The sequence below is a fragment of the Nocardia rhamnosiphila NBRC 108938 genome (genome assembly GCF_000720425.1).
Classification (GTDB): domain Bacteria; phylum Actinomycetota; class Actinomycetes; order Mycobacteriales; family Mycobacteriaceae; genus Nocardia; species Nocardia rhamnosiphila.
In genome coordinates this window covers 122,864-142,333 of the sequence record NZ_JOAJ01000002.1, presented here as the reverse complement: position 1 = coordinate 142,333, position 19,470 = coordinate 122,864, and the positions used below count along the sequence as shown (strand labels likewise).

18 protein-coding genes are annotated in these 19,470 nt (G+C 68.9%); 9 read left to right on the top strand and 9 right to left on the bottom strand.

Going from position 1 to position 19,470, the window contains the following annotated elements; genetic code table 11:
- Positions 1 to 4: 4 nt before the first annotated feature.
- On the bottom strand, positions 5 to 943 hold the full coding sequence (locus IG75_RS0109455; RefSeq protein ID WP_030520814.1) for a LysR family transcriptional regulator: 939 nt from the start codon (positions 941 to 943) through the stop codon (positions 5 to 7).
- A 61-nt stretch (positions 944 to 1,004) separates the two neighbouring features.
- Between IG75_RS0109455 and IG75_RS0109450 the strand changes: the two genes are divergently transcribed.
- Entirely contained in the window at positions 1,005 to 1,415 is a 411-nt protein-coding gene (locus IG75_RS0109450) for a DUF5997 family protein (RefSeq protein WP_030520813.1), read from the top strand.
- 128 nt (positions 1,416 to 1,543) lie between these two features.
- On the opposite strand, the gene IG75_RS0109445 is transcribed toward IG75_RS0109450, so the two are convergent.
- Genes IG75_RS0109445 through IG75_RS0109410 form a run of 8 tightly spaced genes read right to left on the bottom strand, consistent with a single transcriptional unit; the run spans position 1,544 to position 9,214 of the window.
- Positions 1,544 to 2,491 (bottom strand): ABC transporter substrate-binding protein, encoded by a 948-nt coding sequence (locus IG75_RS0109445; RefSeq protein ID WP_030520812.1) that lies wholly within the window; start codon positions 2,489 to 2,491, stop codon positions 1,544 to 1,546.
- A 26-nt stretch (positions 2,492 to 2,517) separates the two neighbouring features.
- The gene (locus tag IG75_RS0109440; protein WP_030520811.1) at positions 2,518 to 3,225 is read right to left on the bottom strand and encodes a class II aldolase/adducin family protein; all 708 of its coding nucleotides are present in this window, start codon (positions 3,223 to 3,225) and stop codon (positions 2,518 to 2,520) included.
- 10 nt (positions 3,226 to 3,235) lie between these two features.
- Positions 3,236 to 4,393: an LLM class flavin-dependent oxidoreductase gene (locus IG75_RS0109435; RefSeq protein WP_030520810.1), complete on the bottom strand. Its 1,158-nt coding sequence runs from the start codon at positions 4,391 to 4,393 to the stop codon at positions 3,236 to 3,238.
- On the bottom strand, positions 4,390 to 5,436 hold the full coding sequence (locus IG75_RS0109430; RefSeq protein WP_030520809.1) for an LLM class flavin-dependent oxidoreductase: 1,047 nt from the start codon (positions 5,434 to 5,436) through the stop codon (positions 4,390 to 4,392). Before IG75_RS0109430 ends, IG75_RS0109435 begins: the two co-directional genes overlap by 4 nt.
- Positions 5,433 to 6,482: an ABC transporter substrate-binding protein gene (locus IG75_RS0109425; protein WP_030520808.1), complete on the bottom strand. Its 1,050-nt coding sequence runs from the start codon at positions 6,480 to 6,482 to the stop codon at positions 5,433 to 5,435. The genes IG75_RS0109430 and IG75_RS0109425 overlap by 4 nt, the downstream gene beginning before the upstream one ends.
- Positions 6,483 to 6,493: 11 nt before the next feature.
- Positions 6,494 to 7,291 (bottom strand): ABC transporter ATP-binding protein, encoded by a 798-nt coding sequence (locus IG75_RS0109420; protein WP_030520807.1) that lies wholly within the window; start codon positions 7,289 to 7,291, stop codon positions 6,494 to 6,496.
- Positions 7,288 to 8,151 (bottom strand): ABC transporter permease, encoded by an 864-nt coding sequence (locus IG75_RS0109415; protein WP_030520806.1) that lies wholly within the window; start codon positions 8,149 to 8,151, stop codon positions 7,288 to 7,290. Before IG75_RS0109415 ends, IG75_RS0109420 begins: the two co-directional genes overlap by 4 nt.
- Position 8,152: 1 nt before the next feature.
- On the bottom strand, positions 8,153 to 9,214 hold the full coding sequence (locus IG75_RS0109410; RefSeq protein WP_030520805.1) for an NrtA/SsuA/CpmA family ABC transporter substrate-binding protein: 1,062 nt from the start codon (positions 9,212 to 9,214) through the stop codon (positions 8,153 to 8,155).
- Positions 9,215 to 9,483: 269 nt separating this feature from the next.
- On the opposite strand from IG75_RS0109410, the gene IG75_RS0109405 reads away from it, so the two are divergent.
- The 8 genes from IG75_RS0109405 (at position 9,484) to IG75_RS0109370 (ending at position 19,239) form a co-directional block, all read left to right on the top strand.
- A complete protein-coding gene (locus IG75_RS0109405) occupies positions 9,484 to 10,239 on the top strand; it encodes an IclR family transcriptional regulator (RefSeq protein ID WP_030520804.1) in 756 nt (251 codons plus the stop codon).
- A gap of 225 nt (positions 10,240 to 10,464) precedes the next feature.
- Positions 10,465 to 10,818, top strand: a complete 354-nt coding sequence (locus tag IG75_RS0109400) for an L-rhamnose mutarotase (RefSeq protein WP_030520803.1) — start codon at positions 10,465 to 10,467, stop codon at positions 10,816 to 10,818.
- A gap of 56 nt (positions 10,819 to 10,874) precedes the next feature.
- Positions 10,875 to 12,239 (top strand): MFS transporter, encoded by a 1,365-nt coding sequence (locus IG75_RS0109395; RefSeq protein WP_051714438.1) that lies wholly within the window; start codon positions 10,875 to 10,877, stop codon positions 12,237 to 12,239.
- A gap of 1 nt (position 12,240) precedes the next feature.
- Positions 12,241 to 13,428 carry an L-rhamnose isomerase gene (gene rhaI / locus IG75_RS0109390; RefSeq protein WP_051714437.1) on the top strand — a complete coding sequence of 396 codons (1,188 nt, stop codon included), beginning with the start codon at positions 12,241 to 12,243 and terminating at the stop codon, positions 13,426 to 13,428.
- 34 nt (positions 13,429 to 13,462) lie between these two features.
- Positions 13,463 to 15,499, top strand: coding sequence for a bifunctional rhamnulose-1-phosphate aldolase/short-chain dehydrogenase (locus tag IG75_RS0109385; RefSeq protein WP_030520800.1), 2,037 nt, complete (start codon positions 13,463 to 13,465; stop codon positions 15,497 to 15,499).
- A complete protein-coding gene (locus tag IG75_RS0109380; protein ID WP_030520799.1) occupies positions 15,496 to 16,947 on the top strand; it encodes a rhamnulokinase in 1,452 nt (483 codons plus the stop codon). The genes IG75_RS0109385 and IG75_RS0109380 overlap by 4 nt, the downstream gene beginning before the upstream one ends.
- Complete coding sequence (locus IG75_RS0109375; RefSeq protein WP_030520798.1) at positions 16,947 to 18,194, top strand: alpha-hydroxy acid oxidase; 1,248 nt, start codon at positions 16,947 to 16,949, stop codon at positions 18,192 to 18,194. Before IG75_RS0109380 ends, IG75_RS0109375 begins: the two co-directional genes overlap by 1 nt.
- A 55-nt stretch (positions 18,195 to 18,249) precedes the next feature.
- Positions 18,250 to 19,239, top strand: coding sequence for a LacI family DNA-binding transcriptional regulator (locus IG75_RS0109370; RefSeq protein ID WP_030520797.1), 990 nt, complete (start codon positions 18,250 to 18,252; stop codon positions 19,237 to 19,239).
- Positions 19,240 to 19,470 lie beyond the last annotated feature (231 nt).

Here is a 19,470-nt window from a genome sequence, read left to right as displayed (position 1 = left end):
AGCGCTAGCGTTTGCGCCCCCGCGCCGGCTTCTTCCTGGAAGGCACCGGTTTCCGCGCGGGGCGGGGTCGTTTCGCCGGAGCGTGCGGCTTCCGCGGTTCTGGTTCGGTGCCTTTTCCGGCGGCGGGGGAGCGGGAGCTGTGTTCCGAGCGGCCGCGCACTACGCCGATGAACTCCTCGACCAGATCGGTGGTCCGGGCCGACGGCCAGACCAGGGCGATTCCGGTGTCGTCGGTATCGGTCACCGTGCGGTAGACGACGTCGCGCCGGTGGTGCAGGCGGGCGATCGAATGCGGCACGATGGCGACGCCGACTCCGGCGGCGACCAGTTCGATGGCGGCTCCGGCGGCGTCGATATCGGCGGTGTCCTGTAGGCGCTCGCCCGCGAGATCGGCCATGCCGACCTCGTCGAGCAGCGAAATCTCGTGGTCCTTGGGTACCACGACGACGGGCAACTCACGGTAGAGCGGGATCGCGTTCAGATCGCCGCGGTCGATCGGCAACCGGACGAAGCACATGTCGACCCGGCCCTCGCGCAGCGCCGGTTCCTGGTCGGCCTGGGCCACCGCGACCAACTCCAGGGGGGTATCCGGGAACCGCCGCCCCCAGATCCGCTCCCATTTGGTGACGGTGACGCCGGGCACGAACCCGACCCGCAGCGTGGCCGGGGCAGTGTCCGCCGCGGTGCCCGCCTCCTCCTCGGAACGCGCGATGCTGTCGCGCGCCTCCCGCAGCAGCTCCTGGCCCGCATCGGTCAGCCGGGTCGGCTGTGCCCCCGGTACGAACAGCTTCGTGCCGAGCTCGGTCTCCAGATCGATGACCGTGTGGCTGAGCTTCTGGCGGGAGATGTGCAATGCCTTCGCGGCGCGGGCGAAGTGCAGCTCCTCCGCGACTGCGGCGAACCAGCGCAGGCGCTGCACATCGATCGAGGGGAACCGGCTCATACCGGCAAGCGTATGGCACCGCGGAGTCCGGACCGGCTCGGCGGCCCGATACCCTGTTCCGGTGAGCCTGGACAAGAAACCGCAGATGATGAAGCCGCTGACGGCGGCGAACAAGCTCGGCATCTATCTTCCGGCGGCTCCCGAACAGTTCCGGAACAACCCGATTTCCCGGACCGAGCTGGACGAGCTCCGGACGAACCCGCCGCAGTGGCTCACCGAGCTGCGCCGCACCGGACCGTTCCCGCGCGACATCGTGGCCCGTAAGCTCGGTGTCTCCAACAGTGGCCTGACCCGGGCGGGAGTGTCCGATTCGCTCACCGCCGACGAGATCGCCGCTTTCCTCGCGGATCCGCCGGAGTGGCTGATCCGCGAACGCGAAAGCTTTGCCGCGGTGCGTGCCGAGGACGAACGGGTCCAGGCCAAGGAGGCCGAACGCCGGGCAGCGACCAACCGGTCCCCGAAGGGCTACTAGTTCTCTGAGTCCACCGAGCTCGGGCACGCACGATTGCACCGGCAGCTCGCCGGGGTGGAAGCCGAAGGATTCCGGCAACCACCCACGGCTGCTCTGCCTCCCTTGCTCGGGTGGTGACCGGCCGAGCCTCAGCCCGCGGTGACCGGACCACCGGCCGCGACGACCTTTCCGATCCACGGCAGGACCGCGGCGCGGACATCGACCGTTCGGGGGAGAAGACCGTTGGCGTGCAAGAGGTCTGCCGAACGCTGTTGCTCGTCGAGGAATTCATCGGTGACCGGGCCGATCCCGAAGGGGCGTCCGCGCAACGCCGCCTCCCAGCGATCGAGATCGGCGGTACCGCCGCGCCGCTGTGCATCATCGACGAAGAACCGCGCCGCTTCGCGCGGGTTGGCGACGATCCACGCATCCGATTCCTGCAGGGCCGTGATGATGGCTTCGAGTTCCGGGCGATGATTGTCGGCGAACTCGCGTCGGACGAACCACAACGACGGGTGGCTGAAGAGACCGTCGGTGTCGACGAGCGTGTGTACCTGCGCGGTGGCTTCGACCTCCGCCAGCGCCGGGTAGGCACCGACCCACGCGTCGATATCGCCGCGCAACAGGGCCGTGCCCCCGTCGTTCACGTCGATATCGACCGGGACGATATCGGACCAGCGTTTACCCGCACGGTCGAGCGCCAGCAGGGCCAGCGTTGTCTGCCACGAACCGTGTGCGATCCCGACCCGCTTACCGGGCAGGTCGGCGACGGTGCGGATACTGGATTTCGCCAGGCTCACCAATCGCCCGTTCTCGACGCGCGGGCCGGAGATCCCGACGTACACCAGGTCGCGTCCCTGCCCCAAGCCGGTGATCGGCGGGGTGAACCCGGTGCCGATGAAGTCGTACCCGCCTTCGGCGAACAACCAGTCCGAGTGCAGTGTCGGCAGCCCGGTACGGGGATCGGCCCGAGGCGGGGCCGGGAGTTCGCGGAGGTCCACCCACTCGACATCACGGAGGTGGGGTTCGAGCAGGCCGTTGTGGCGCAGCACGAACAAGGAGTTGTTGTTCGGGAAGTAGCCGATACGAATGGTCATGAGAGGGCTCCTTTGCCGGCCGAATGTCAGACGAGACCGCGGCGGCGGGCTTCGTCGAGTAGTCCACTGCGTCCCCACTGGGCCACGAGGTTCGTCGGATCGAAGTCGACAGCGCCGCCGACGAGTTCACCGAGCGCCTGGTACCGGGCGCCCTCTTCGAGCAGGACCACGAATTTGGCGAGGTCGAGCAGGCCCGACCGGCCGATCACGTTGACCCCGCCGTTGGCCTCGAAGATCGCGACGAGGTCCGGGTCGTCGACGAGGCGGTCGAGAATGAAGTCGCCGGGTGCCTGGCTGCGGTCGATATGTGCGGGGATATCGCGGGAGAGGGTCAGGCGCTGCGAGGCCGCGTACTTGATGCGCAGGGTCCGGTGGGTCTGGGCCCATCCGCCCAGCCAGGGCGTGTGCACGTGCACGATCGAAGTGATCTCGGGGTGTGTGCGGAACACCCTGGCGTAACCGGTGACGAATCCGGCGGGACCGTCGCCGGCCAGCACCTCGCCGTCGAACGACGCGAGGATCGGCTTCGCGCTCCGGTCCTGCGCCCAGGGTCCGGGTTCGTTGAGCGCGACCGCCAGTTCTTCGCCGGGGACCCGCTCGACGAAGTTCACGGTGCCGTTGGCGGAAACGGTCCCGGTCTCGCGGAACACGCGGAAAGCGGTGTCGGCAGCGCGGCGAGCGTCGTCGACGAAAGCCTCGACGGCGGGGGTGACGCGAGTTTCGGTGCCGGTCATGATGATTCTCCTATCGGGTGGAAAGGGTGCGCACCGGGGTGGGAGTGGTGCGCCGGAGGAGCGGCAGCACTTCTTCGCCCACGCGGTAGGCCTCTTCGAGGTGGGGATTGCCGGCGAGGATGAACGCGTCCACGCCGAGACCGATCAATCGGTCGAGGCGTTCGGCGATCTGCTCGTAGCTGCCCACGAGCCCGAACGCCGGGCCGCCGCGGATGAGGCTGAACCCGCACCACACATTGGGCTGGACTTCGAGGTCGCGGTAACCGGTGATATGTTGCGGCACCCAGCCTTTGATCCGGGCGGCACCGACGGAGTCGCCCTGGGCGGCCCGGTCGGCTGCCGCCCGGTCGACGGACGCCCACCCCTTCTCGATCTCCGTCCACGCCGCCTCTTCGGTATGCCGGGCAACGATATCGATGCGGACCGCGAACTTCGGTGTGCGACCGGACTTCTCGGAATGTGCGCGGACCCCGTCGAATTTCGCCCGCAGGTCGTCGAACGGTTCGAGCCAGGACAGGTAGTAGTCGGAGTGCCGGCCCGCGGCGTCCACGGCGGCCTCGGACGACCCGGAGAAGTACACCTCCGGGAACGGCTGACCCGCCAGTAGAGGCGGCAGTGCCGCGCCCTCGGTCCGGAAGAACCGCCCCGCGTAGTCGAACGGCGTGCCGTCCCATACTCCGCGCAGGACGTCGAGGAACTCCGAGGTACGCGCATAGCGGTCGTCGTGCGCGACCTTGTCGCCCCACCACAACTGCGGTGCTCCACCGCCGCCGCTGATGATGTTGTAGACCAGGCGTCCCCCGGTGGCGCGCTGCAGGCTCGCCGACATCCGGGCGGCCTGCACCGGGTGCAGGAACCCGGGCTGGAACGCCACCATGAAGCGGTAGGTCTCGCTCTCCCGGGCGAGGGCGGACGCGGTGGCCCACGGGTCCTCGGTGATCGGGAAGGAGGGCAACAGCCCACCGACGAAGCCCGCGGACTCCGACGCCTTCACCACCGCGGCCATATGGTCGATATAGCTGTATCCGTCCACTCTGCCGCCCCGGATCGCGGGCGCGATATTGCCCGGCCCTAGGCCACCGGCATGCCCCCGGTTGTAGCGGCGTGGCGTGCGCAACGACGCATGGTCGCCCTCCATCCCGATGCGCCAGTAGAAGTCCGTGCTCACGCGTGGTTCTCCTGTCCTGCGAGAGTGCGGCCGGCCGGGTCGGCGAGGTGCAGCAGGTGCTCTCCGGCCCGGTGCAGTTCCTCGATGTGCGGATGCCCGGTCAGTTCGAATATCTCGATACCGCGCGTGCGGTAGTCCGAGAGTGCCTGCGCCACCTGGTCGTAACTACCGACCAGGCCGATCGACCGGGGGTAACCGATGCGGTCGAAGCCCGGCCAGCGGAAGCCGTCGAGTGCGAGTGCCCGGACCTCGGCGTCGTCCGCCTCCGGATGCACCTCGCGCCACTGGCGCAGGACGCGCGCCCACGCCTCGTCCTCGTTCTCCCGGGCGATGACAGGCACGGCGAGTCCCGCACGCACGGTGCGCCCGGATCTGCTCGCCGCATCCCGCAAGGACGCCACCGCATCATCGACGCCGTCCACTATCTCGGTGAATACGTGCACGTCACCGTGCTCGGCCGACAGTTCGATCGCCTCGGCCGAATTGCCGGACAGGTGGACGCGGGGAAATGGCAGACCCGACAGGATGCCACGAAATCCGCCATCGATGACGTCGTAGTATTCGCCGGCGAATTCGAACCCGGTACCCCCGAACCGTCCGGGCAACACCTGCTCCTCGTTCCACACGCCCCGTGCGACGGTGAGGAATTCGGCTGCCCGCCGGTAACGGTCGGCGCCGGTGACCCCATCACCGCGAGCCGCGGCGTCGCCGGCGTCGGTTTCGACGCGCAACCGCCAGTCGAGCCGGCCGTTCGAGAGTCGTTGCAGGGTGGCCGACAGCTTGGCCGCGTACACGGGGGTCCCGAACGCGGGATGGAATTCGACGCCGACCCGCAGGTGCCGAGTCTGCCGCAGGGCGGAGCCGGCGACCACCCACGATTCCTCACCCTCCGGGTCGTAGGGAGCGACGACACCGTCGAGGCCGGACAGTTCGGCGGCGAGGACGACCTGGTCGAGGAAGTCGAATCCGCCGCGGTGCGCGGAGACGGAACCGACATGGCGGCCGTCCCCGCGCACCGGAAGCTCCCACCGGAACTCGGTCACGACGATGCCTCGCTTTCGGCGGCGAGCCGGGCGCTCGCCTGCTGCAGCGGTTCCGGGGCGACCCATGAGGCGAGATCGAAGTCCGTGGCGAGGAAGCCGTGGGTGTAGAGGAACTGTTTCTGCACGTCGAGCAGTTCGATCCGCTCGTCGGACAGCGTCGGGTGCAGGCCGCGGTGGAAAGTGTCGCCGTATGCGGCCTGGACGCCCGCCGCGCCGGAGAAGGTCTCCCGGGCCAGTACGGCGCGGACCTCGTCCAGGTTGCCGGCGGCCCAGTTCGCGGCCCGCAGTGTCTGCGTGAGGAACCCGACCACCAGATCGGGGCGCGACTCCAGCAGATCCGCGTGCACGGTGATCGGGCGCGGGGTGCCATTGTTGACGCGCGAGCGCTTCGATTCGGTGGTATCCAGATCGACCGCGGTACGCAGGCCGTGTTCACGGGCGACCTCCTGAGCGCGGGCGCCCTTGACATAGATCGCATCGACATCCCCGGCGAGCAGCGCTTCCACACCCCAGGCGGTGATTCTGCGACCCGTTGATTTTTCGCCCCGTACCTGCGGGTCGCGCTCGACCGCGACCTCGACGGGCCGGACGTCGGCGAAGGTGAGCCCACCGAGTGCGAGCGCACCCGCGAACCCGTGCAGAGCCATCGCCCGGGGGAAACTGCGTGCCCGGTCCTGCGCCCAGGCCGGGACCGCGATCCGCAGCCCGGCCAGATCACCCGGCCCGGAAACGGGTGAATCGGGTGCCACCAGGATCGCTTGAGCCTCGTCGATCCAGGTCAGGCCGATCAGTCTGGTGGGCGAACCCTCGGCCCGCGCCGCGAGGGCGGGCACATTGCCGCCCTCGCGGATCAGGCCCAGCAGCTGATGGTCGAAGTGCCGTGGCGCCAGTTCGGGACCGGCATCCTGCAACACTCCCAGACCGATTCCGGCCGCGGCGGCGGTCTCGCCCAGCCAGCCGAGACTGTGGGCCAAGCCGCTCGCGGTGGGCACGGGGCATCGCGTGTACCAGAGAGTGTCGAGAACAGGGTCGGCGGCAGCGGTCATCGGGTGCTCCTTCAGGTCGTCGTGGGGGAAGGGGTGCGGCCGACACCCAGCTCGGCCAGGAATGCCGCGCGGTAGCGCAGGGACTCCGGATCGGTGCGGTCCCGGGGGCGGGCGAGGTCGATATCGATATCGACGGCGAACCGGCCTTCGTTGAGGATCAGTACCCGGTCGGCCAGCCGGACCGCTTCGTCGACGTCGTGGGTCACCAGGAGCACCGCCGGCCGGTGCCGCGCGACGAGGTCGCCCACCAGATCCTGCATCTGGAGCCGGGTGAGCGCGTCGAGCGCCGCGAACGGCTCGTCGAGCAGCAGCAGTTCCGGTTCGCGAACCAGGGCCCGGGCCAGCGCCACCCGCTGTGCCTCGCCACCCGACAGAGTCGCCGGCCACTGGCGCGCCTTGCCCTCGAGGTTGACCTCGGCCAGCGCGCGGGCAGCGCGCTCCTTGGTCTCGGCGGTGCGGCGCTGACCGATCGTGACGTTGCCGAGAACCCGTTTCGACGGGATCAGCCGCGGCTCCTGGTAGACGGTCGTCCGGCGTGCCGGGACGAGAACCTGTCCCCCGTCCGGTTTCTCGAGACCGGTCAGCAGCCGCAGCAGGGTGGTCTTCCCGGTTCCGGACGGACCGAGCAGGACGACGAACTCGCCCCGGCGGATCTCCAGGTCGATCCCGTCGAGAACGGTGGTGGCACCGAACTTCTTGTGCAGGCCCGCGATCGACACCGCCACCGGTTCACCTGCTCTGCGGGCGGTGGCCGACGCCGGGCTCTGGGTGCGAGTGGACAGCGGAGGCAAGGGTGCTTCGGGGCTCATCGGGTAGCCACCTGTCCGCGCCACGGCATCGCGAACCGTTCGATGATCCGGACCACTCCGTCGAAGACCAGGCCCAGTACCGCGTACAGCACTACGCAGAGCACCATGTAATCGGTGCGGTTGTACTCCTGGGCGAGGGTCACCAGATAGCCGATCCCTTCCCGGGTTCCCACCTGCTCGGCCGCGATCAGGCCGGTGATCGCAATGGACAGGCATATCCGGAGTGCCATCAGTACCCCGGGCAGCGCCGAGGGGAGGATCACCTCGAACACCAGGCGCGGGCCCCTCGATCCGAAGCTCCGCGCCGCTTCGACCATCTTGCGGTCGACATTGCGGACGCCGAGATAGGTGTAGGCGTACATGGGCCCGACCGTGGCGAATGCGATCAGCAGCACCTTGAACGTCTCGTCGATACCGAACCAGGCGATGAAAAGGGGGACCAATGCGAGGAACGGAACCGCTCGGTTGATCTGCATGGTCGAGTCCACGAGTTCCTCACCGAGGCTCGACAACCCGGACAGGACACCGAGGATCAACCCGGCCGCGACCCCGAACAACACGCCGAGAGCGGCACGATTGAACGAGGCGATCGAGAAGTCGACGAGCTGTCCCGTCTCGTACAACTCCGCGAAAGCCGTCCATACCTTCGGTGGCCCGGCCAGGATCTCTTCGGGGATCACACCGGCCGCCGAACCGATCCACCACACCGCGACGAGCAGGGCGGGCACGAGAAAACGCAGGGGGATCGACACCCACCGGGGCCGGCGTCGGCCGCCCCGGTACCGCGGCACCTCGAGGTCGGGTTCCCCCAAGCGCTGCCCGGCTCCGCCCTGCGCACGCGGCGTCGTCACGACGGCCATCTCATTTCCCTGTGGTCGGCGCGGGCCGGTTACCGGCGGCGGCGAGCTTTTCCTCGAGCGGGTAGAAGACGTCCGCCGCGGTGACGGCCCGGGTGATCACACCGTTCTCGTAGAACAGATCCGCCACTCCCTGCAGGTCGGCTGCGTCCTCGGCGGTCGGATAGTGCGGCACCGACGCCCGCCGCCCGAGGTCGATCGCGCGCTCGAGCCGTGCACCGGACAGCGCTCGCGGTCCGGCCTTCTCGAACACGTTCTCGAAGTCCTCGGGGTCGGCCCGCTGACGTTCGACCAGATGCCGCAACGTCTCGAGATACTTCGCGGCGACGTCGGGCCGCTCGTCGAGCACCTCGGTGCGGAACGCGACGATCGTATTGTCCGTCGAGCCGACGGTGGCCTCGGTCGCGATCTCGACGGCTCCGCGGGCCTTGGCTTCCGCGTACGGATCATTGAACGATGCCCACGCGTCGACCTGCCCGGTGGAGAAGGCGGAGGCGGCGTCCGATATCTGCAGCGGAACCCGTTCGACCCGGTCGAACGGAATCCCGGACTGCTCCAATGCCTTCAGTGTGATGTATTCACCCTTGCCCGCCGGATTGACCGCGATTCGCTTACCGACGAGGTCTTTCACCTCCCGGATCCCCGAGTCCGGCGAGGCGATGATGCCGGCCTGATCCTGATCCACCGGGTCGGCGACCGCGATGATCCGCACGCCGACATCCTTGGAGAGCGCGCCGACGACCGGGCTGTAGGCGCCACCGGAGACATCGAGCTCGCCGGCGTTGAACAACTTGAGGTTCGCGCTGAACGAAGGCGGAGCGTTGACCCACTCGATCCTGGCACCCAGCGGAGCGAGCGCTTCATCGAAAGTACCGTCTCGCTTGGCGACGGCGAGCGGACCGGAATTGCCTTCGTCGGTGACCTTGAGGACGAAGGTGGGTGCGCCGCCCGCTCCGGGATCGTCCGACCCCGCTCCGCCGGAGCCACACGCGGCGGCAACCAGCGCAACGACGGGGAGGATCGCGAGAGCGGCGCGCACTCGAGGTGTTCGGCGGTGGGGACGCATCGGAATCGGCTCCTGGTCGGGTGAGGGTTGGTACTCGAGGAAGCTATGCGGGAGCCAGGCAGGTGCCCACCCTTACCTTTCCGTTGACCGGAAAGCTTGACTCGGGAACCGGGCATATGTTTGTTCGCCACAGTGTGCAGAAATGGCGCGAAAATACCCGGATATGGGCCACGACGGGCATTCAATATTTGATGCGGGTGAACCAATATTTTCCACGATACGGAAAATTTGAAGGCCGAAATGCTCGCCGTCCGTGCTAGCTTCACCATGTGGAGCCCAGATCCTCGGCCACCGGCCAACTCCAGTCCGTCACGCGCGCGCTGGCCGTCCTCGCCTGCTTCCGCAACGGCGAAGACCTCGGTGTCTCCGAGATCGCCCGGCGGCTGGACCTGCCGGTGAGCACTACCCATCGCCTGCTCTCCGCGCTTGTCGAGGCAGGCTTCCTCGACAAGATGGACTCGCCCAGCCGGTACCGATTGGGGACCGCGCTGGCCGAATACGGTCGGATCGCCTATCGGCAGCACCGCATCCACCTCGCGGAACCGCACCTCGAGGAGCTGGCGAGGATCACGGGCGCCAAAGCGTCCATCGCCGCGCGGCACGGTAACGATGCCGTGCTGCTGGGAACCAGCAGCTGGCGCGAGGCGGACGGCCATGAACTACAAGGCCTCCGGCTTCCCCTCCATGCCAGCGCACTCGGCAAGGTGCTCTTGGCCTGGGCGCAGACCGGGGCGGACGAGTTGACCCGGTTGCCGTACGACCGTGGCACCGCACGATCGATCACCGGGCCGGTGCAGCTCGGCAAGGAACTCGCTCATACCCGGGAACGCGGCTACGCGTTCAACGACGAAGAGCTCGTGCACGGATTCCGGACCATCGGTGTGCCGATAGGTGACGAGTCGGGACAGGTCCGGTTCGCCCTCGGGCTGCGCGGGCCTGTCGAGCTGATGATCGACGAGCGGGTTCCATTCTTCGTCGACCTCGCCAAAGTCACCGCCCGCGAGATCGCCGGCGTCCTCCGCTGAGGCCGGGTCGCCGATCATCGACGGCGACGGGCGCATCGGCGAGGTCACTCCGCTCGGGCGAAGGCGTCCGGTGCGGGGAGCCCGGGAGCCGCCCCGGCGGCGCACGGAAGCAGCGCGTTCTCGAATGCCGATCGGTTACGGGCGGGGGTTGACTGCGTCACCAATCAGGCCGTACGGTGGCTCCGATCACATATTGAAACGTTTCAACGATGAGGCGGAACCCCGATGCCCGATACCATCGAACGAGTCTGTTTCCTGCTGACCTTGCGTCCGGAACGGACCGACGACTATCTGGCCGCCCACGCCACGGTGTGGCCGGACATGCTGGATGCGCTGCGAGCGGCGGGTTGGACGAACTACTCGCTGTTCCTCCGGCCGGAAGACGGCCTGGTCGTGGGCTACCTGGAGACGCCGGACTTCGCGCGGGCCCAGGCCGCGATGGCGGCCACCGAGGTCAATACGCGCTGGCAGGCGACGATGGCCGAATACTTTCAGGCGCCCGCGGTCGTGCCGGGGGAGCCGGGTGCGCGGCCGGACCAGACGATGCACCGCCTCACCGAGTACTTCCACCTGGACTGAGCCGACGGCTCGCCCCGACTTCCCCCTGAGAACCCTGCTAGACCCCGAGGAAGACCATGAAGGTAGGCGCACGAACCACCACCGGGTGGAAAGCGACGATATCCGTCGCGATGTCCAATTACATCGAGGCGGGTTCCATCATCGCCATCGCCACGAGCCTGACCTTCTGGCAGGACGCGTTCGGCATCAGTAATTTCGCCGTCGGACTGCTGGCCGCATTGAGTGCCAATGCCTTCGGCGCGGCGATCGGCGCGGGTATCGGCGGACCGCTGTGCGACCGCTTCGGACGTAAGGCGATCTACACCTACGACCTGCTGGTGTACATGGCGGGAGTGCTGCTCGCGACGTTCGCGATGAACTTCGGGATGCTCCTGGCCGCCTTCGTGATCACCGGTATCGCGGTGGGTGCGGGGGTGCCGGCCTCTTGGACCTATATCGCCGAGCAGGCGCCCACCACCGACCGTGCCCGCCATGTCGGCACTGCGCAGCTCGCCTGGTCGGTCGGGCCGTTGGTCGGTTTCGCCCTGGCCGCCGCGCTGGCGCCGATGGGGTTGCTCGGGTCACGGTTGATCTTCCTGCACCTGTTCGTGGTGGCGGCGGTGGTCTGGTGGATCCGGCAGGGTCTGACCGAATCCAAGATCTGGCAGGACGAAGCGGGATCCGGTGCGGTGGCGCCGGTGCGGTCGGCCACCGGCGGACAGGGGTTGCGGGGGCTCTTCTCGCGCCGGATCAATATCACCGCCTTGCTCGTGCTGATGGGCATCTACGGTTTCTGGAACACCGTCGCCGGTCAGGCCGGTATCTTCATGCCGCGGGTCTACGACAGCGCGGGGGTACACAGCGCGGTTCAGCAGAACCTGCTGCAGGTGCTGGTGTGGGGCTGCACCGTCGCGGCGACCTACTTCGGGTTCATGGCCTACGCCGACCGGATCTCCCAGCGGCTGCTGTATGTGATCGGCGCGGCGCTCGGTGTGCTGGCCTGGTGCGTACTGGTGTTCTTCACCGACGCCGGGATGCCGACGCTGCTGATCTTCGCGGTCTTGTGGGGCGTCTCCAGCGGTATCGGTGCGCAGGCCTTCTACAGCCTGTGGACCAGCGAACTCTTCGCCACTCCCTACCGCGCCAGCGCGCAGGGTTTCATGTTCCTCGTGGTGCGCTCGGCGACCGGCCTGCTGAGTTACTTCTTCCCGACCATGCTCGCCGCCACCGGGCTCACCGTGGTCGGTCTGCTGCTGATCGGCCTGCTCACCGTGGCCCTCGCGATCGGCGCGATCTTCGCCCCGCGCACGCAAGGGAAGACGCTGCGTGAGATCGAGGAGGAGCGTTACGGCAGCCCGGGTGCCGGATCCGCGAGCGCCGGGATGCTCCCCGAGACCGGGCTCGGTCACGGTCTCGAAGGTGCCCCGGTGGGAGGCCGCTGAGATGTCGAACCCGTCCATTGCGAAAGGAATATCGCCCGTGTCCCTCGACACCGCCCTGGACTCCCTGGCGATCGAACTGCCCTCCTGGGCCTTCGGCAATTCCGGTACCCGGTTCAAAGTGTTCGGCACTCCCGGCACCGCCCGCACAGTCCAGGAGAAGATCGCCGACGCGGCCACCGTGCACCGGCTCACCGGTCTCGCGCCCGCCGTGGCGTTGCATATCCCGTGGGACACGGTCGACGACTATGCCGCACTCGGCCGGTACGCCGCGGACCTCGGCGTGCGGCTGGGCACGATCAACTCCAACACCTTCCAGGACGACGACTACAAGTTCGGCAGCCTGACCCACACCGACAAGCGGATCCGCCAGAAGGCGATCGACCATCACCTGGCCTGCCTGGAGGTCATGGCGCAGACCGGCTCCCGGGACCTGAAGATCTGGCTCGCCGACGGCACCAACTACCCGGGACAGGGTGATATCCGGGGCCGCCAGGACCGGCTCGCGGCATCGCTGTCGACCATCTACCAACACGTCGGCCCGGACCAGCGGCTGGTACTCGAGTACAAATTCTTCGAGCCGGCCATGTACATGACCGATGTACCGGACTGGGGTACTGCCTACGCCCAGGTCAGCGCGTTGGGGGAGCGGGCGGTGGTCTGCCTGGACACCGGCCATCACGCGCCGGGCACCAATATCGAGTTCATCGTGGCGCAGCTGCTGCGGCTGCGGAAGCTGGGATCGTTCGACTTCAACTCCCGCTTCTACGCCGACGACGACCTCATCGTCGGCGCCGCCGATCCGTTCCAGCTGTTCCGCATCCTGTTCGAGGTCCTGCGCGGCGGCGGACTGGCGCCGGAGAACGGGGTGGCCCTGATGCTGGACCAGTGCCACAACATCGAGGACAAGATCCCCGGCCAGCTCCGCTCGGTGCTCAATGTCGAGGAGATGACCGCGCGGGCCGCGCTGGTCGATCTCGACGCGCTCACCGCCGCGCAGGAGTCCGGCGATGTGCTCGGCGCCAACGCCCTGTTCATGGACGCCTTCTACACCGATGTCCGGCCGCGACTGGCGGCGCGGCGCGCCGAGCGCGGCCTGCCGGAGGACCCGATGGCCGCCTACGCCCGGTCCGGACAGCAGCAGCGGCTCGCCGCCGAACGCACCGGGCCCGCCGCCTCCTGGGGCGCCTGACCACACCGACCACCAGAAAGAGGAAATTTCTGTCATGACCCACCCCACGGTCGCGGAACTCGTCGCCCGGTCCAACCGGCTCGGCGCCGACCCGAAGAACACCAACTACGCGGGCGGCAACACCTCCGCCAAGGGCACCGACACCGACCCGGTGACCGGCGAGCCCGTCGAGCTGATGTGGGTCAAGGGCTCCGGCGGCGACCTCGGCACACTCACCGAGGCCGGCCTGGCGGTGCTGCGGCTGGATCGCCTGCGTGCCCTGACCGGCGTCTACCCGGGTGTGGACCGTGAGGACGAGATGGTCGCCGCGTTCGACTACACCCTGCACGGCCGCGGCGGGGCCGCCCCCTCCATCGACACCGCCATGCACGGCCTGGTGGAGGCGGCGCACGTGGATCATCTGCACCCCGACTCCGGGATCGCGCTGGCCACCGCCGTGGACGGCCCGGAGCTGACCGAGAAGATCTTCGGCGACCGGGTGGTGTGGGTGCCGTGGCGGCGCCCCGGTTTCCAGCTCGGCCTCGATATCGCCGAGATCCGCCGGCGCAACCCCCAGGCCGTCGGCACGATCCTCGGCGGGCACGGCATCACCGCGTGGGGCGATACCTCCGACGAGGCCGAGGCGCATTCGCGGGAGATCATCGACACCATCGAGCGCTTCCTGGCAGCGAACGGGAAGGCGGAACCGTTCGGGCCGGTGCTGCCCGGATACGAGGCGCTGCCGGAGTCGCGGCGCCGGGCGAAGGCGGCGGCGCTGGCGCCGTTCCTGCGCGGGCTGGCCTCCACCGACCGCCGCCAGGTCGGGCATTTCACCGATACCGCGCCGGTGCTCGACTTCCTCTCCCGCGCCGAGCATCCGCGACTGGCCGCACTGGGTACCAGCTGCCCGGATCACTTCCTGCGCACCAAGGTCGCGCCGCTGGTGCTGGACCTGCCCGCCGATGCCTCGATCGAGCAGTGCACGCAGCGGCTCGCCGAGCTGCACGAGACCTACCGGGCGGAGTACCGCGCCTACTACGAGCGACACGCCGACCAGGATTCGCCGGCCATGCGCGGTGCCGACCCGGCGATCGTGCTCATCCCGGGCGTCGGCATGTTCAGCTACGGCTCGGACAAGCAGACCGCGCGGGTGGCCGGTGAGTTCTACCTGAACGCGATCAATGTGATGCGCGGCGCCGAGTCGGTGTCCCGGTACCGGCCGATCGACGAGTCGGAGAAATTCCGTATCGAGTACTGGGCACTCGAGGAAGCCAAGCTGGCACGGCGACCGGCGCCCAAGCCCCTCGCCACCAGGATCGCACTGGTCACCGGCGCGGCGTCCGGAATCGGCAAGGCCATCGCGCAGCGACTGGCCGCGGAGGGCGCCTGCGTGGTGATCGCCGACCGCGACGCGGCGAAGGCCGTCGAGGTCGCGGCCGAGATCGGTTCGGCCGATGTGGCGGTCGGTATCGGCGCCGATGTCACCGATGAGGCAGAAGTCCGGGCCGCGGTGGACGCGGCAGTGCTGGCATTCGGCGGGCTGGACCTGGTGGTCAACAATGCCGGTCTCTCGCTGTCGAAATCGCTGCTGGAGACCACCGAGGCGGACTGGGACCTGCAGCACGACGTCATGGCCAAGGGCTCGTTCCTGGTGTCCAAGGCAGCGGCGCGGGCGCTGATCGATCAGCGCATGGGCGGCGACATCCTCTACATCTCGTCGAAGAACTCGGTCTTCGCCGGGCCGAACAATATCGCCTATTCCGCCGCCAAGGCCGATCAGGCGCACCAGGTGCGGCTGCTGGCCGCCGAACTCGGTGAGCACGGCGTCAAGGTGAACGGCATCAACCCCGACGGCGTGGTGCGCGGCTCCGGAATCTTCGCCGGCGGCTGGGGTGCGCAGCGTGCCGCCGTGTACGGCGTGGCGGAGTCCGAACTGGGCGCCTTCTACGCCCAGCGCACCCTGCTCAAGCGGGAAGTGCTGCCCGAACACATCGCCAATGCCGCGTTCGCGCTGTGCAGTCCGGATTTCTCGCACACCACCGGTCTGCACGTGCCGGTCGACGCCGGGGTCGCCGCGGCGTTTCTGCGATGAGCGCCACCGGCGCGGTCGCCGCCGTCGATCTCGGTGCCACCAGCGGCCGGGTCATGCTGGCCCGGGTCGGTCCCGGCCGCATCGCCATGCGGCAGGTCGCCCGGTTCGCCAACGACCCGCTGCCGCTGTGGCACGGCGATCGAGAGGCGCTGCACTGGGATCTCCCCGGTCTGTACCGGCATATCGGACGCGGCCTTGCCGAGGCCGCCCGGCTGGAGCCGGGCCTGCTGGGCGCCGGGATCGACTCGTGGGCAATCGATTACGGTCTGCTCCGGCACGGCGCGCCACTCGGGCTGCCCTACCACTATCGCGACACGCGTTCGGCCGCCGGTATGGCGGCAGTACATGCGGTCGTGCACCCGGACGAACTGTACCGCCGGAACGGACTGCAGTTCCTGCCCTTCACCACGATCTACCAGCTCGCCACCGATCGACTCCGGGGCGCACTCGAGTCCGCGGACGAGGCCCTGCTCATCCCGGACCTGCTGGGCTACTGGCTGACCGGTGTCCGGGTCACCGAACGCACCAACGCCTCCACCACCGGACTGCTCGGGTTGGACGGGCGCTGGGACGACGAGCTACGGACCCGGCTGGGGCTGCCGGACCTCTTCCCGGACGTGGTGGAGCCCGGCACGACGCTGGGCCCGGTACTACCCGGAGTAGCAGCGGCTTTCGGGCTGGACCGGGCATTGACGCTGAGCACCGTCGCCTCACACGACACGGCATCCGCCGTGGCCGCGGTACCGATGACGCCCGACACCGCCGCCTATATCTCCTGCGGCACCTGGGGGCTGGTCGGTGTGGAACTGCCCGCGCCGCTGATCTCGGCGGCCGGACGGGAAGCCAACTTCACCAACGAGGCCGGACTCGACGGGCGCACCCGCTACCTGCGCAATGTCATGGGTTTATGGCTGCTCAGCGAGTCGGTCCGGCACTGGCAGCGCACCGATACCACAGTGGACCTCGCCCGACTGCTCGCCGCGGCTGCCGACGCCCCCGCCCCGGCGGCCGTATTCGACGTGGACGACACTATGTTCCTCACCCCCGGCGATATGCCCGCCCGGATCGCCGGCTGGTACACGACCCGGGCACTTCCGGCGCCGGACGGCCCCGTCCCGATGGTGCGTGCCATCGTGGAGAGCCTGGCCGCCGCCTTCGCCGCCGGAGTGCGGACCGCCGAGGAGCTGACCGGCATTCCGGTGCGCACGATCCACCTGGTGGGCGGCGGCGCCCGCAACCGGCTGCTGTGCCGGTTGCTGGCCGAGCACGCCGGTGTCCCGGTACTGGCCGGTCCCGTCGAGGCGACCTCGCTCGGAAATATTCTGGTGCAGGCCCGCACACACGGCCTGCTGCACGGCGATGTGGACGCGCTGCGCGCCGAGGTGACCGCGGCGTTCCCGCCGCAGCGGTACGAGCCACGCACCGAACCCGTCAGGAAAGCAGGCTGATGAAACGACAACTACCCACACCCCGTGACCTCGCGCCGCTGATGCAGTTCAAGAAGCCGCGCATGGGCGTGCAGCGGCGGCTCGACGCCGCGCTCACCATCGAGGACCTCCGCCGTATCGCCAAGAGGCGCACCCCGCGCGCCGCCTTCGACTACACCGACGGCGCCGCGGAAGGTGAGATCTCCCTGAACCGTGCGCGGCAGGCGTTCCTCGATATCGAATTCCATCCGGCGATCCTGCGCGACGTCGCCAAGGTCACCACCGGGTGGGAAGTCCTCGGTGGACCGGTGTCGCTGCCGTTCGGTATCGCCCCCACCGGCTTCACCCGGATGATGCAGACCGAGGGCGAATACGCGGGCGCCCGGGTGGCGGGCCGCGCCGGGATCCCGTTCTCGCTCTCCACCATGGGTACCGCCTCCATCGAGGATGTGGCCGCGGCGAACCCGCACGGCCGTAACTGGTTCCAGCTCTACATGTGGAAGGACCGCGACCGCTCCATGGCGCTGGTCGAGCGCGCCGCCGCCGCGGGCTTCGACACCCTGCTGGTCACGGTGGACGTACCCGTCGCCGGTGCCCGCCTGCGCGACACCCGCAACGGAATGTCGATCCCTCCCGCGCTCACCCCGTCCACCGTGCTCGACGCATTGCCCCGGCCGCGCTGGTGGATCGACTTCCTCACCACCGAACCGCTGGCCTTCGCCTCGCTGGACCGCTGGTCGGGCACCGTGGCAGAGCTGCTCGACTCCATGTTCGACCCGACGGTGAACTTCGAGGACCTGGCGTGGATCCGCGACCAGTGGCCCGGCAAGGTGGTCGTCAAAGGCATCCAGACCCTCGCCGACGCCCGGGCGGTGGTGGACACCGGCGTCGACGGCCTCGTGCTCTCCAACCACGGCGGCCGCCAACTGGACCGGGCACCCGTACCGTTCCACCTGCTGCCCGAGGTCGCCCGGGAACTCGGGCGTGACACCGAGATCGTCCTCGATACCGGCATCATGTCCGGCGCCGATATCGTGGCCGCGATAGCGCTCGGAGCCCGTTTCACCCTCATCGGCCGCGCCTACCTCTACGGCCTGATGGCCGGCGGCGAAGCCGGGGTGAACCGAGCGGTGGACATCCTCACCGGCCAGGTCGAGCGCACCATGCGGTTGCTCGGCGTCACCTGCCTGGAGGAACTGACACCACAGCATGTGACCCAGCTGACCAGGCTTGCCCCGCGCCCGATACCCGGCCAAGATCGAGGGTGAGCAGGCCGCGGCGATGCCTGCGCGGACAGAGGAGGTGCCGGCGCCGGTGGTGAGCATGCGGGAGGTCGCCGCCGCGGCGTCGGTCTCGGTCGGCACCGTCTCCAATGTGCTCAACGCGCCCGACAAGGTCGCGCCCGCCACCGTCGACCGGGTTCTCGCCGCCATCGATCGCCTGGGTTTCGTCCGCAACGACGCGGCTCGTCAGCTCAAGGCGGGCCGCTCCCGCTGCGTCGGCCTGGTGGTGCTCGATATCGGCAACCCCTTCTTCTCCGACGTGGCCCGCGCCGCGCAGCAGCGCGCCGCCGAACACGACCTCGTCGTGCTGCTGGGCTCCAGCGACGACGACCCGCACCGTGAACGTCGCTACCTCGAAACTTTCGACGAGCAGCGAGTTTTCGGGCTCCTCATCTCGCCGTCCGGAGAGGATCAGCACCGGCTCGTCGCCTTGCACAACCGCGGTGTGCCGGTGGTACTGGTGGACCGTGACGGGCACGGCACGCCGTTCTCGTCGGTCGCCGTGGACGATATCGCCGGCGGTGAGCTGGCCGTGCGGCACCTCTGTGCCGGCGGCCGCCGGCACATCGCCGTGATCGGAGGTCCGGCCTCGCTGACGCAGGTGGCGGATCGGCGCGCCGGCGCCCGCCGCGCCGCGGCCGAGCACCCGGGTGTCACGCTCACTGTCGTCGACACCCCGGCCATGACCGTGCTCGCCGGTCGCGCCGCCGGCGAGCGTATCGCCGCCCGGCCCCCCGGTGACCGGCCCGACGCCGTGTTCTGCGTCAACGACCTGCTCGCGATCGGGGTGCTGCAGGCCCTCACACTGCACGGTGTCGAGGTACCCGGCGATATCGCGCTGGTCGGCTACGACGATATCGACTTCGCCCAGTCCGCGGTCGTCCCGCTCACCTCCATTCGTCAACCTCGGGCCGATATCGGCTCTGTCGCCGTCGACCTGCTGGTCGCCGCGGCGGAGGATGGGGGAGCGCAACCGGAGCACGTCGGTTTCCGCCCATATCTGGTCGAGCGCGCCTCCACTGCCGGCTGAGCCGGTTCGACGCCGGCGGCGGCGGCCGAGCGGCAGCTCGGCTCTCCGGCCACTCGGTGACCGAGCGATTCGGAATTTCGAGTAAGGGTCCGCCGCTTTCTCGCCGGGGCCAGGCCCGCACCCACCGCGGCGGCTGCGGGCCCCGGTCCAGTGCGAAAACACTGTGACCCCCGCAGTCCGGCTGTCGGCATCACAACATTCTCCGCGGCCGGCGAGGCCGTGCCTATCGAG

Bases quoted from the DNA above. Each gene is read 5' to 3' on its own strand.
- IG75_RS0109455 (WP_030520814.1), bottom strand. From the start codon at position 943: ATGAGCCGGTTCCCCTCGATCGATGTGCAGCGCCTGCGCTGGTTCGCC.
- IG75_RS0109445 (WP_030520812.1), bottom strand. From the start codon at position 2,491: ATGACCATTCGTATCGGCTACTTCCCGAACAACAACTCCTTGTTCGTG.
- IG75_RS0109440 (WP_030520811.1), bottom strand. From the start codon at position 3,225: ATGACCGGCACCGAAACTCGCGTCACCCCCGCCGTCGAGGCTTTCGTC.
- IG75_RS0109425 (WP_030520808.1), bottom strand. From the start codon at position 6,482: ATGACCGCTGCCGCCGACCCTGTTCTCGACACTCTCTGGTACACGCGA.
- IG75_RS0109420 (WP_030520807.1), bottom strand. From the start codon at position 7,291: ATGAGCCCCGAAGCACCCTTGCCTCCGCTGTCCACTCGCACCCAGAGC.
- IG75_RS0109415 (WP_030520806.1), bottom strand. From the start codon at position 8,151: ATGGCCGTCGTGACGACGCCGCGTGCGCAGGGCGGAGCCGGGCAGCGC.
- IG75_RS0109410 (WP_030520805.1), bottom strand. From the start codon at position 9,214: ATGCGTCCCCACCGCCGAACACCTCGAGTGCGCGCCGCTCTCGCGATC.
- IG75_RS0109400 (WP_030520803.1), top strand. From the start codon at position 10,465: ATGCCCGATACCATCGAACGAGTCTGTTTCCTGCTGACCTTGCGTCCG.
- IG75_RS0109395 (WP_051714438.1), top strand. From the start codon at position 10,875: ATGAAGGTAGGCGCACGAACCACCACCGGGTGGAAAGCGACGATATCC.
- rhaI (WP_051714437.1), top strand. From the start codon at position 12,241: ATGTCGAACCCGTCCATTGCGAAAGGAATATCGCCCGTGTCCCTCGAC.
- IG75_RS0109385 (WP_030520800.1), top strand. From the start codon at position 13,463: ATGACCCACCCCACGGTCGCGGAACTCGTCGCCCGGTCCAACCGGCTC.
- IG75_RS0109380 (WP_030520799.1), top strand. From the start codon at position 15,496: ATGAGCGCCACCGGCGCGGTCGCCGCCGTCGATCTCGGTGCCACCAGC.
- IG75_RS0109375 (WP_030520798.1), top strand. From the start codon at position 16,947: ATGAAACGACAACTACCCACACCCCGTGACCTCGCGCCGCTGATGCAG.
- IG75_RS0109370 (WP_030520797.1), top strand. From the start codon at position 18,250: ATGCGGGAGGTCGCCGCCGCGGCGTCGGTCTCGGTCGGCACCGTCTCC.